General features: G+C 61.1%; 10 protein-coding genes. 1 reads left to right on the top strand and 9 read right to left on the bottom strand.

Annotated features, from left to right (window positions below; translation table 11 throughout):
- Positions 1-234 precede the first annotated feature (234 nt).
- The 9 genes from CLU86_RS21940 to CLU86_RS21900 all read right to left on the bottom strand — a co-directional run bounded on the left by CLU86_RS21940 (position 235) and on the right by CLU86_RS21900 (position 12,016).
- Positions 235-1,263, bottom strand: coding sequence for an ABC transporter ATP-binding protein (locus tag CLU86_RS21940; protein ID WP_099743108.1), 1,029 nt, complete (start codon positions 1,261-1,263; stop codon positions 235-237).
- Entirely contained in the window at positions 1,260-2,240 is a 981-nt protein-coding gene (locus tag CLU86_RS21935) for an ABC transporter ATP-binding protein (protein ID WP_099743107.1), read from the bottom strand. The genes CLU86_RS21940 and CLU86_RS21935 overlap by 4 nt, the downstream gene beginning before the upstream one ends.
- A 21-nt stretch (positions 2,241-2,261) precedes the next feature.
- Positions 2,262-3,173 carry an ABC transporter permease gene (locus CLU86_RS21930; protein WP_099743106.1) on the bottom strand — a complete coding sequence of 304 codons (912 nt, stop codon included), beginning with the start codon at positions 3,171-3,173 and terminating at the stop codon, positions 2,262-2,264.
- 131 nt (positions 3,174-3,304) lie between these two features.
- The gene (locus CLU86_RS21925) at positions 3,305-4,882 is read right to left on the bottom strand and encodes an ABC transporter substrate-binding protein (RefSeq protein WP_099743105.1); all 1,578 of its coding nucleotides are present in this window, start codon (positions 4,880-4,882) and stop codon (positions 3,305-3,307) included.
- A 59-nt stretch (positions 4,883-4,941) separates the two neighbouring features.
- A complete protein-coding gene (locus CLU86_RS21920; RefSeq protein ID WP_099743104.1) occupies positions 4,942-6,159 on the bottom strand; it encodes a M20 aminoacylase family protein in 1,218 nt (405 codons plus the stop codon).
- 195 nt (positions 6,160-6,354) lie between these two features.
- Positions 6,355-7,335, bottom strand: a complete 981-nt coding sequence (locus tag CLU86_RS21915) for an ABC transporter permease (RefSeq protein ID WP_099743103.1) — start codon at positions 7,333-7,335, stop codon at positions 6,355-6,357.
- Between the two features lie 260 nt (positions 7,336-7,595).
- Positions 7,596-9,170, bottom strand: coding sequence for an ABC transporter substrate-binding protein (locus tag CLU86_RS21910; protein WP_099743102.1), 1,575 nt, complete (start codon positions 9,168-9,170; stop codon positions 7,596-7,598).
- 328 nt (positions 9,171-9,498) lie between these two features.
- Positions 9,499-10,647, bottom strand: coding sequence for a porin (locus CLU86_RS21905; RefSeq protein WP_099743101.1), 1,149 nt, complete (start codon positions 10,645-10,647; stop codon positions 9,499-9,501).
- A gap of 328 nt (positions 10,648-10,975) precedes the next feature.
- Positions 10,976-12,016 carry a porin gene (locus CLU86_RS21900; RefSeq protein WP_099743100.1) on the bottom strand — a complete coding sequence of 347 codons (1,041 nt, stop codon included), beginning with the start codon at positions 12,014-12,016 and terminating at the stop codon, positions 10,976-10,978.
- Between the two features lie 303 nt (positions 12,017-12,319).
- Between CLU86_RS21900 and coq7 the strand changes: the two genes are divergently transcribed.
- Entirely contained in the window at positions 12,320-12,937 is a 618-nt protein-coding gene (gene coq7 / locus CLU86_RS21895; RefSeq protein ID WP_099743768.1) for a 2-polyprenyl-3-methyl-6-methoxy-1,4-benzoquinone monooxygenase, read from the top strand.

Genomic DNA, 12,937 nt, shown 5'->3' with positions numbered 1-12,937 from the left:
CGGGCAAGTGCCTTGCCGGGCGGTCTGCGTTGTTGCATCGCTTGCCAATAGCACGAGCTATTGGCCGCGCGCTGCGCCTAGCAGCCCATCCCGGCAAGACACTTGTGCAACTCCAAAAAGGCTTTGAACAGGTTCTAAAGCCAACAGGCTCCCGAGGGAGCCTGTTTTGAACAAAATTGGCCTCTAGCGCTTTATAAATAAGCGCTAGCAGCTACGCATTTGATAGCAACCACTTCAAATGCGACCCTCTTCCACCGCATGGCACGCAATGCGGATGCTGCCAATGCTCAGCAGCTGGGGCCGCTCGCTGCGGCAGCGGTCGTTGACATGCGGGCAGCGGGGGTTGAAGGCGCAGCCGGGGGGCGGATTCAAGGGGTTGGGCACCTCGCCCTGCACGGGGGTGCGGGCCTTGCCGGTGTCGTGCATCTTGGGGATGGCATCGAGCAGCATGCGCGTGTAGGGGTGGCGGGGCGTATCGAACAGCGTGTGCTTGTCGGCCAGCTCCACCAGGCGGCCCAGGTACATCACGCCGACCTGATCGCTCACATGGCGTACCACGGCCAGGTTGTGGCTGATGAACAGGTACGTGAGTTGCCGCTGGCGCTGCAGGTCCTTCATGATGTTGAGCACCTGAGCCTGCACCGACACATCCAGCGCGCTGGTGGGCTCGTCGCACACCAAAAACTCAGGCTCGGTGGCCAGGGCACGCGCGATGGAGATGCGCTGGCGCTGCCCGCCCGAGAACTGGTGCGGGTACTTGACCATGTCCAGCGGCGACAGGCCCACCGACTGCAGCAGCTCGCCCACGCGCTGCTTGAGCTCGGCTTTGTCGGTGATGAGGCCGTGCTCCTTCAGCGGCTCGCCAATGATGTCCTCCACCAGCCAGCGGGGGTTCAGGCTGGCGTAGGGGTCTTGAAAAATCATCTGGATGCGGCGGCGCATGGCCTTGGCATCGCTGCCCTTGAAGGCGGCATGGGCGTCTTGCCCGTCAAACGTGAGGCCGCCGCGCGTGGGGTCGTACAGGCCCACCAGCAGGCGGGCCACGGTGCTCTTGCCGCAGCCGGATTCGCCCACCAGGGCCAGCGTCTTGCCCTTTTCGATCTCGAAGCTCACGCCATCCACGGCGTGCAGCAGCGTGCGGGGCTTGCCCTCCAGCACGCGGTTGAGCCAGGGCGCGGAGACGTCGAAGGTCTTGGCCAGGTCGTGCGCCTGCACCAGGGGCTTTTGACTGGCGTGGGGCGTGGGGTTCACGGCGCTGCTCATGCGGCCACCTTGGTGTTGTCAGCAGCGTGCAGCCAGCAGGCAGCGCGGGTGTTTCCGGCACTCATCAGGTCGGGGCGTTCGGTCATGCAGCGGTCAAAGGTTTGGGGGCAGCGCGGGTTGTAGGCGCAGCCCTTGGGAATGGCGTTCAGGCGCGGCATGGCACCGTCGATCTGGTTCAGGCGCTCGCGGTCTTGCTCCATATCGGGGATGGAGGCCATGAGGCCGCTGGTGTAGGGGTGCGATGGCTTGTTGATCACGTCATGCACCGGGCCAATCTCGGCCACGCGCCCGGCGTACAGCACGGCCACGCGGTCGCAGGTCTCGGCGATCACGCCCATGTCGTGCGTGATGAGCATGACGGCCGCGCCACGCGATTTGCAGATGTTTTTCAGCAGCGTGATGATCTGCGCCTGGATGGACACATCCAGCGCCGTGGTGGGCTCGTCGGCGACGATGAGCTTGGGCTCGGCCGCCAGGGCCAGGGCAATCACCACGCGCTGGCGCATGCCGCCCGAGAACTGGTGCGGGTAGTGGTCAATGCGCTCTTCGGCCGCCGGGATGCCGGTGTCCTTGAGCAACTGGATGGCGCGCTGGCGGGCCTCGGCGGCGTTGACCGGCAGGTGGGCCAGGATGGTTTCCGTCAACTGGCGGCCCACGGTGTAAAGCGGGTTCAGCGAGGTGAGCGGGTCTTGAAAAATCGCGCCGATGCGCCGGCCACGGATGTGGCGCATTTCATCGTTGCTGAGGTTGTCGATGCGCTGGCCTTCCAGCAGGATCTGGCCCGAGGCCACGCGGCCTGGAGGCTCGAGCAGGCCGATGATGGCCGCACCGGTGAGCGACTTGCCCGCGCCCGATTCACCCACCACGCCCAGGATCTCGCCGGGTGCGATGGAGAAGGAAATGTCGTCCAGAGCGCGCAGGGTGCCGCGACGGCTCGGGAATTCGACAACGAGGTTTTTGACTTCTAGGAGACTCATGGGGTGGTCACTTCTTCTTGTTCAACGCAGGCGGGGGTTCAAGGCGTCACGCAACCAATCGCCCAACAAATTCACGGAAAGAGCAATCAGCACCAGCATGGCACCGGGGAACACAGTGATCCACCACTCGCCAGAGAACAGGTAGTCGTTGCCAATGCGGATGAGCGTGCCCAGCGAAGGCGATGTGGGTGGAGCGCCCACGCCCAGAAAGGACAGCGTGGCCTCGGTGATGATGGCTGTGGCGACCTGAATGGTGGCCAGCACCATGACCGGGCCCAGCACGTTGGGCAGCACGTGCTTGCGCATGATACGCAGCGAAGACACGCCGGTGACGCGGGCGGCCTGCACGTATTCCTTGTTGCGCTCGACCAGCGTGGAGCCACGCACGGTGCGCGCGTATTGCACCCAGCCGGTGAGCGAGATGGACAAGATCAGCACACCAAAGGCCAAGGACTCGTGCGCATTGGGGAACAGCGCCCGGCCCACACCGGCAATCAGCAAGGCCACCAGGATGGCGGGGAAGGACAGCATCACATCGCACAGGCGCATGAGCACAGCATCGATCCAGCCGCCCCGAAAGCCCGCCAGCAGGCCCAAAGCCACGCCCACCACCACCGACAGCAGCACCGAGGCCAGGCCCACCACCAGCGAGATGCGGGCGCCGTAGATCAACGCAGAGAGGATGTCACGGCCCTGGTCATCGGTGCCCAGCAGGTACTTGGTGGTGCCGTGTTCGCTCCAGGCCGGAGGCAGGCGGGCATCGCCCAGCTCCAGCGTGGCCAGGTCAAACGGGTTGTGCGGCGCCACCCAGCCCGCAAAGACGGAGCAGACCACGCACACCAGGGCAATGAAGGCGGCCACCATCGCCATGGGCGATGTGCGGAAGCTGTAGCCAACGTCGCTGTCGAGCCAGCGGGCAAGTGTTTTTTTCATCGTAGAAACCAGAGACATCCGCACACGCACCGGGCTTGTGGCCTGGGTGCATGGCGGTCAGTAAAACAAGCTAAGTCCAGCGCCACTGAGCGCAAGCCAGCAAAAGAGACCTCAAAGAAAACGCGAAACCATCAAGGGATGCTGATCCACTTGAAGTGCATGAAGTTGTCAGCCAACTGCACGATCTTGACCTTCTTGCTCACGCCCCAGGCCAGGGCCTGCTGGTGCAGCGGAATGTGGCCGATGTCGGCGGCGTGCAGATCAAACGCTTCCTTGATGTAGGCGTTGCGCTTGGTCTTGTCGGTCTCGGCCTGGACTTTCTTGGTCAGCTCGTCCACCGCGGGGTTGCAGTAGGCGCCCAGGTTGAACTGTCCAGCGCCCTTGTCGTCCACACAGGCCATGATGGCGTTCAGGGCGTTGTGCGCGTCGTAGGTGGCGGGGGTCCAGCCCAGCATGTAGAAGCTGGTGTCGCGGCGCAGCACCTTGGGGAAATACGTGCCCTTGGTTTCGGCCTGCAGGTTGACCTTGACGTTGATGCGAGAGAGGTTGGCGGCCACGGTCTGGCAGATGCGACCATCGTTCACATAGCGGTCGTTGGGGCAGTTCATGCCCACCTCAAAACCGTTGGGGTAGCCAGCCTCGGCCATGAGCTTCTTGGCGGCTTCGACGTCGTAAGGCAGGCGCTTCATGTCAGGCTGAAAGCCGTTGACACCGGGCCCGATCATCTGCGCCGAGGGGTTGGACGCACCGCGCATCACGGTCTTCTTGATGCCCTCGATGTCGATGGCCTGGTAGAAGGCCTGGCGCACGCGCTTGTCCTTGAAGGGGTTCTTGCCCTTGACGTTGGAGTACAGCAGCTCGTCGCGCTTTTGGTCCATGCCCAGGAAGATGGTGCGCAGCTCTGGGCCTGTGATGGCGCGGGTGTTGGCGCTGCTGTTGACGCGGTCGATGTCCTGCACTGGCACGGGCTCCATCACGTCCACTTCGCCCGAGAGCAAGGCGGCCACGCGGGTGGCATCGTTGCCGATGGGGGTGAACACCACCTCGGTCACGTTGCCTTCGATCTTGCCCCAGTAGGAGCCATTGCGCGTGAACACGGTGCGCACGTTGGGCTGGCGCTCGCGCACGCGGAAGGGGCCAGTGCCGTTGGCGCGGAAGGAGGCTGCGTTTTCAATGCCCTTGCGGCGGTCCACGGGCACGGTGGCCTGGTTGGTCTCGCACCATTTCTTGCTCATGATGTACACGAGCGAGAGCACGTCGGGCAGGATGGGGAACGGCGTCTTGGTCTCGATCTCGACCGTGTGGCTGTCGATCTTGCGCACTTCCTTGAAGTCGTTGGTGTAGCTCTTCATGTCAGAGCCTTCGACCTGGGTGCGGGCCAGGCTGAACAACACGTCGTCGGCCGTGAAGGGGCTGCCGTCGTGAAACTGCACGCCCTTGCGCAGTTCAAACCGCCACACGGTGGGGGCGGTCTGCTTCCAACTGGTGGCCAATGCGGGGGCCAGGCTCAGGTCTTTGTTGCGGCCCACCAGGGGTTCGTACACGTTGCCCGTCACGCTCAATTGCAGGGTTTCGTTGAGCGAGTGGGGGTCCATCGACAGGGAGTCCCCCTGGTTGGCAATGCGCACGGTCTGCGCACTGGCCACAAGGCCTGCAGCAGACAAGGCGACAAACAATGCTGTCGCGGTGATTTTCCGTTGGATGCTCATGCGGTTCTCCTGGGAGGGTGGGGGAATGGCGGAAGCCGGTGGTCTGTGCCCAGCCGGCGTCAGGGGGTGGGCAAGGGCATGGCCTGCTCAATCAGGCTGGCATGCAGCGCAGAGCCCAGCGGCAAAATGTCGTCGTTGAAGTCGTAGCGGCTGTTGTGCAGCGCGCTGCCACTGGAGCCCGTGCCCTGGCCAATGCGCAGGTAAGCGCCGGGCTTGGTCTGCAGCATGAAGGAGAAGTCTTCAGCGCCCATGCTGGGCTCCAGGTCGCGCACCACATGGTCGGCACCCACCAACGATTCGGCCACGTCGCCCGCAAAAACGGCTTCGCTCTCGGTGTTGATGGTGGCGGGGTAAATGCGCTCGTAGTGGACGGTGGCGGTGGCACCAAAGCCCAGGGCAATGGCGCCGCACAGCTCCTGCAGGCGCTTTTCGACCTGCTCTTGCACCACGGGGTTGAAGGTGCGCACAGTGCCCACCAGCGTGGCAGAGCCCGGCAGCACGCTGAAGGCCCCCAACTCGCCCGCCTTGATGGCGCACAGGCTGACCACGGCGCTTTCCAGCGGGCGCACGTTGCGCGAGACGATGCTTTGCGCCGCTGTGATGATGTGGGCGGCCACCAGCATCACATCCACGGTTTGGTAGGCGTGTGCCCCATGGCCGCCACGGCCCGTGATCTCGATGGTGATGCGGTCGGCAGCAGCCATCATCGGGCCGGGGTTGATGCCCACGGTGCCCGGCTTCATGGCGGGCCAGTTGTGCATGGCGTAGATGGACTGCACGGGGAAGCGGTCAAACAACCCGTCCTCCATCATCACGCGAGCACCCGCAAAGCCTTCTTCACCGGGCTGAAAGACCAATACAGCTGTGCCGTCAAACTCTCGCGTGGCAGCCAGGTAGCGGGCGGCGCCCACCAGCATGGCGGTGTGCCCATCGTGCCCGCAGCCGTGCATCAGCCCAGGCTTGCACGATTTCCAGGCAAAGTCGTTGTGCTCGGCCAGGGGCAGCGCATCCATGTCGGCCCGCAGGCCCACCATGGCGCCACTGGCCACGCTGCGCCCACGCACCACGGCCACGATGCCGGTGCGGCCAATGCCTTCATGGATCTCGTCCACACCGCACACCTTGAGGGCTTCGACCACACGCTTGCCGGTATAGACCTCTTCAAAGCCCAGCTCTGGGTGCGCATGCAGATCGCGCCGCAGGGCCGTCAACTCGGGGTGAAACTGGGCGATGTGCGAAAACGCCCGGCCTCCGGCCTTGTATCGAAGCGATTGCATCTCAGTAGTCCAGAGAGCTGCACGCAACCCGCAATGCTTGAAGCTGGAACAGCCCAGGCCAGTGCCCCCGCGCAAGGGCCGCCAAGCCGCAAAGGCTGCGAGTTGCTTGCGTGCGCTGGGTGCGTTCCCATCCCGCATTGCAATGCAATGCGAGAGAGGGGGAAGGCGCGAAGCGACTCAGGGGGTGCTTCATCTCTAGTGCCCCCCGGCCTTGCCCACGCGAAGGCGTGGATCGACCACGAAGTACAGCAGGTCCACCACCAAGTTGATGACCACAAAGATCAGCGCGATCAGGCACAGGTACGCCGCCATCACAGGGATGTCGGCAAACGTCACGGCCTGGATGAACAGCAGGCCCATGCCAGGCCACTGGAACACGGTCTCGGTGATGATGGCGAACGCGATCAAGCCGCCCAGCTGCAAACCGGTGATGGTGAGCACCGGCACCAGCGTGTTCTTGAGGGCATGGCCAAAGTGGATGGCCCGGTTGGACAGGCCGCGCGCGCGCGCAAACTTGATGTAGTCGGTGCGCAGCACCTCCAGCATCTCGGCGCGCACCAAGCGCATGATCAACGTGAGCTGGAAGATCGCCAGCGTGATGGCTGGCAGCGTGATGTGGTGCCAGCCCTTGGTCTTGAGCAGCCCGGTACTCCACCAGCCCATCTGCACCACTTCACCACGCCCAAAGCTGGGGAACCAGCCCAGCGTGACCGAGAACACCAGGATCAGCAGGATACCGATCAGGAAGGTGGGCAGCGACACGCCCAACAGTGAGAGCGTCATGAACAACTGGCTGCTAAAGCTTCCCCGCTTGAGGGCGGCATACACCCCCATGGGCACGCCCACCAGCAAAGCCAGGAAGGCCGCCACCAGCGCCAGCTCCAGGGTGGCAGGGAAGCGCTCGGCAATCAGGCGCGACACCTTGGCGCCCTGGCGCAGGCTCAGGCCAAACTCGCCCTGGGCGGCATTCACCAAAAAGTGCCAGAACTGCACGATAAAGGGCTGGTCCAGCCCCAACGCAGCGCGCAGCTCACGAATTTGCTCGGGGGTGGCATCTTGCCCCAACAAGAACACCACAGGGTCGCCCACATACTGGAACAGCATGAAAGCGATGAAAGCCACCGTGACCATCACAATCACTGCCTGAATCAGGCGGCGCAAAATAAAAGCAAGCATCGGAGAGTCGAGTTTGTTTTCGAAAGCGTGCCAGCGCTGCTTTTGGCAACGAAGACACTGATTGGTACCACCCAGTGCAGCGAACCGCCTGGGATCAAGCGCACCCGCTTGGCGGCATTGTCGCGCGGACAATGCCGCGCCACCGCTAAATCCCTATGGCCGCAGACTCTGCGGCACCCCATGGCACCTTAGCAAGAAAACCGAGGGCCGTGGCCCTCGGTTTTCGCATACACACTGTCAGTCTGCGAGCACTCGCCGCATCAGTTCACCTTGACCATGCGCATGTCCACACGGTTGTCCGCGCGGTGCACCATTTCCACATTCTTCTTCATCGCCCAAGGAATCACTTGGTCATGCAACGGGATGTGCGACACGGTGTCGTTGGACAACTGAAGTGCTTCCGTCAGCATGCGGGCGCGCACGGGGGCGTCGGTTTCCACCTTGATGCGGTCTACCAGGTAGTCCATGCGCTGGTTGCTGTAGCGGCCCACGTTGTAGTTGCCGTCGCCGCCCGCGCCCACGGTGCGCACCAGCGATTGCAGGCTGTACAGCGCGTCGAAGGTGGGAACGCCCCAGCCCAGCATGTAGATGCTGGCTTCATTGCGCTGGATCATCGGGAAGTAGTTGACCAGGGGCAGCGTGCGCAGCTTGGCCTTGACCCCCACGCGCGACCACATGGCTGTCACGGCTTGGCAAATGGCCTCGTCGTTGATGTAGCGGTTGTTGGGGCAGGCGAAGTCCACCTCGAAACCATCGGGGTAGCCCGCTTCAGCCAGCAGTTTCTTGGCGGCGTCCACGCTGTAAGGCATGCGCTTGCCCACGGCTTCCGTCCAGCCCGCCACCTGCGGGGCCACCAACGTGCCCGTGGGTTTGCCCAGGCCCCGCATGATGCTGCGCGAGATCGTGTCTGCATCAATGGCCTGGTACAGGGCCTTGCGCACACGCATGTCCTTCAAGGGGTTCTTGCCCTTGATGTTGGAGCCCGGCAGTTCATCGCGGTACTGGTCCATGCCCAGGAAAATGGTGCGGTTCTCAAGACCGTCGACCACCTTGAGGTCGGGGTTGGCACGCAGGCGGGCCAAATCTTGAGGCGTTGGATCAATCACGAAGTCCACTTCACCGGACAACAGCGCAGCGATGCGCGTGGCAGCAGACTTGATCGGGGTGTAGACGATCTCGGTGGCGTTGCCTTCCATCTTGCCCCACCAGTTGGGGTTGCGCTTGAAGACCATCTTCACATCGGGCTGCCAGGACTCCAGGGTGTAGGGGCCCGTGCCCATCGCATTGCGGTGGGCGTATGTTTCTTCGGTGCCCTTGATGTCCTTAGGCTCCACCGACTTGTTCTTTTCTGCCCAGGCCTTGCTCATGACGCGCAACTCGGTCAACTGGCGCAGCAGCACGGGGTTGGGTGACGTCAGCAGGATGTCGATGTTCTTGGCATCCACCTTCACCACTTTGGAGATACCCTGGGTGAATGGAGTGAAGTTGGAGGTCTTGGCCATGGCGCGGTTGAGGGAATACACCACGTCATCCGCCGTCATGACCGAGCCGTCATGGAACTTGACGCCCTCGCGCAGGGTAAAGCGCATTTGCGTGGGGCTGACCTCGCGCCACGCGGTTGCGAGCACAGGCTCGACCTGGAAAGTACGGCTGTTGTAGTACACCAGGCTTTCATACACATTGGCGTGTAAGCCGCTTTGCAGCGCATTGTTTTGCGAGTGGATATCCCACGTGGAAATTTCACCCTGGCTCGTCCACTTGAAAGGCTTGGCCTGTACTGCTGGCACAAAAGACAGCGCCACGGCGGCGGACAAAAGAACGTGCTTAAGCTTCATGGAACATTCTCTTTAAAATTTTTACTATGCAGTAAAGATAAGGTAAATCCAATGGGGTATCCCTGAATTCCCGCATGCCTCGATGCCATTTATTGACCTATTCGGACACACGGGCATCTACGCAAAATTGGTGCCAAATTGCATAAATCGCCCCCAAAAAAAGACACTGGGCACTTTGCAAATCACTCTTCCGGAGCAACCCACAAAATCACCCAGTGTTTTCAACCGACAACCCAGTCCGCAAACCCCACCACGCGGACTGGTCTCGGCTATCGCGTCAGTACCTGCCTCCTCTCAAACAGCAGTCAGGTACCAACCATCGTCGTCATCAGAAACGGTGGCGCAGCCCTACTGTGAAACCTGTGCGGCTCTTAGCACCATTCACACCCACACCTGCAGCGCTGCTGCTCAGTGACACATTGCCCTTAAGGCGCGTGTTGTCGACTTCAACGTAGGCATCGGTGCGCTTGGAGAACGCGTAGTCCAGAGCCATGGTGAAGAAGTTGGCCGTAGCATCCGCAGTAGCCACCGTGCCAGATTGCTTGGCATGGAAGTAATGGGCACCCAGGTTGATTTGTGGGGTCAGCTGGTAGCCCACACCAAGCTTATAAATCGTGCGCTTGTTGGCCTGCAGGAAGGCAGAGCCACCAAAGCCGCCATTGATGGTGCCCTGCCACATGGCACCCAGCACAGCGAGGTCGGTCGCGCTGGTCAGCGGATCAACCTTGTTCTCACCATAGCCAGCGTTGAAGTACCAGTCGCCAGTGCGGTAAGAGCCGCCCAGAGTCCAGGCTTCAACTTCTTTGCCAGAGGCGAACTTGTAGCTCTCGTAGCCCAGACCAGCAGCCAGACCGCCTGTGGCATAGCGCAGGTAGCCCCCCACGGTCTTACCACCGGTAGGGCTCTTTTCGTCGAAAGAGTACTGCAAGGCACCACGCACAGGGCCAATCTCAGCCATGTACTTGACCATGTTGTCAGCGCGCGCCCCCAGCGAGAAGCCAATTTCTGGCTTGTAGACATCCATGTAAGGCGAATAGGGGTACGAAGCGTAGGTGCTAGTGACCAGATCAAACAGCACGTTGTACTGACGACCCAACGTTACACGGCCGTAACCGCCTTGCAGACCGACCCATGATTGCTGGAAGTAAGGACCCGTGGCACCGGAGTTTGGTGATCCTGTGTCAGCACCAAAACGGTTCTCCATGTTGACGAGTGCTTTGGTGCCGCCACCCAGATCTTCCGAGACGTTGATACCCCAACGGCTTTGCGACATGCCACCACCAACAAGTTGATTCAGCGACTGACCCACATTGGTGGCGGGGCCTTCGTTGTTCGTGTGACGGTAAGCCACATCCACAATCCCGTAAAGCTGCACGGAACTGGTGCCAGCACCAGCCGCAGCTTGGGCAAAGGCAGAACCGGAAACGAGAGCAACGGCTCCCAAGGCGAACAGTCTCTTGGCGTCTACTTTTTTCATGGATCCCATCTCTTTCTGTGGTTGATGTGGTACCCAGCCAGTTTAGTAAGTGCACTCCCGCGTGGAACTTTTTGTTGCATGTTCCACACACAGGCTTTCCCTAATAGAACGGTCGTTCTATTTTCAAAAAAGAGCCATCTCGCACACCCACCGCACTCAGTCAGCGCCTCCAGGCATAAGCGAAATCACCACAATACAACCCCACAAGCGAAGAAACAGAGAAACTGCCGCCACCAACCCAATCGACACAAACATGAAAAAAGCCCTCTCGCTTTCGCGGGAGGGCTTTTACTCATCTCAATGTCAGCGGGCTCACGCCCGCGTGCCATTAGAAGGAGTGACGAATGCCGAACTCGTAACCGTTGGCGTTCTTGCCAGCGACTTGAGTGAAGGACAGGCCGCCAGGAGTAGCACCGAAGCTAGCTGCGCCCTTGTTCTTCACGTGAGCCAGAGTACCGTACAGAGCTGTACGCTTGGACAGGTCATACACGTAACCAATGGCGAACTTCTGTGCGTCGTTGGAGCTGTTCTTCAGGTCCACATCGTTGTACGAAACACGGATAGTGCCTGGGCCCACGGGAGCAGTCAGACCCAGCAGGTAGCTTTGGTACTTGACTTCAACAGCAGCCTTGTTCTTTTCTTGGTTGAAGCCGATGAATGGCTTCACAACACCCAGGTCATAGCTGGCGAAAATGTTGAACTGGTCAGCGTCAGCAGCTGCGGAAGCACCGCGGCCCTTGGCGAAAGCAATGGCTGTGTCCAGAGGACCGTTACGGTAGCCGATACGGGCGCCGAGGTAGTCACCAGCCTTGTCGTAAGCAGCGTTCGACAGGGATTCGCCAAACACGTACTGCACTTGACCGTAGATGCCGCCCAGGTTGGAAGGCAGAATGTAGCTGATGCCGTTGCCCTTACGGGTTTCGATCACGCCAGCGAAGTGGTTCTTACCGATCGAAGCGCCAACGCCGTTATCGCCGAACACGTCAGCTGCGGTGGAGTTGACATAGCCAACGGTCAGTTCGCGACCCAGACGGACTTCACCAAAGCCGCCAGCCAGGCTCAGAGTCGAGCGACGCTTGAATTCAAAACCAGGACCTGCTGCGCCGCCACCGTTGCCAGCGCCGGTGTCGTTAGCAACAGCACCTTCCAGCCAGAAACCAGCCTTCAGACCGCCACCCAGGTCTTCTTCACCGCGGAAGCCCAGACGGCTGGAAGCCAAACCGCTGTTGGTCACGCCGGTCACGGAAGTGCCACCGGAGGAAACGCGGCCAACGCCAGCGTCAACGATACCGAACAGGGTCACGGAAGACTGAGCCATTGCAGCGCCGGAAGCAGCCAGCACAGCCAGGGCAATCAGGGATTTTTTCATTGCGAGTTACTCCAAGGTTAAACATAGGGCGCCGGTACGAGGGGTCTTGGGTGCCTAGCACCAGCATAGTCCCGCCGGTTCCCCGGGCCAACCTCCTGGTGGGGAAGTTGCACCTATTGCACCAGAGCGCGCCCGGTTTCGCAAAGGAATTCACCCACAATTGCCCGGAACGCGGAAAATCGTTGCAGTGGTGCAACAACCCTTGAAGCAAAAAGTTAACAAACTTCTCCCTTGCAACGAGCGTTATTGCAAGCGATTTATTTGTATCTGATTGAAATTTCCAAGTCAAAACACATTCTGCCCATGGACCGCCTACTTTCCAGTCTCGACAACGCGCTGCGAACGCTGTTTGCCCAGCCGCGTGCCAGTGAATCAACCCCTGCAGCGCACATGCAAGAAGCAGACCTGAATGCCGAAGAAAAGAAGCTTGCCGGCGCATTGATGCGGGTCAACCACGTCGGAGAAGTATGCGCCCAGGCGCTGTACAGCGCACAAGCCTTGGCCACCAAAGACGAAGCACTGCGCACGCACCTACTGGAAGCCGCCAGAGAAGAAACCGACCACCTTGCCTGGACACACCAACGACTGCAAGCGCTCGGCGATCGCCCCAGCTTGCTCAACCCCCTGTGGTTCACGGGCGCTTTCGCCCTGGGCTGGGTGGCCGCCAAGGTGAGCGACAGGGTCAGCCTGGGTTTTGTGGTCGAGACCGAAAACCAGGTGGCAACCCACCTGCAAAGCCATCTTTCGCGCCTGCCAGTGGCCGATCTGGCATCACGGGCTGTCGTGGCCCGCATGAAGGACGACGAGGAACGCCATGCAGAGCAGGCCCGCTTACGGGGCGCATTCCCCCTCCCCCCTATTGCCAAAGGCATGATGAAAGTGGCCGCCAAGGTGATGACGACCACCGCGCACCGCATTTAA

Origin of the sequence: Acidovorax sp. 62, assembly GCF_002754495.1 — a bacterium.
Classification (GTDB): Bacteria; Pseudomonadota; Gammaproteobacteria; order Burkholderiales; family Burkholderiaceae_C; genus Acidovorax.
This window is presented reverse-complemented; position numbering and strand designations above follow the sequence as displayed.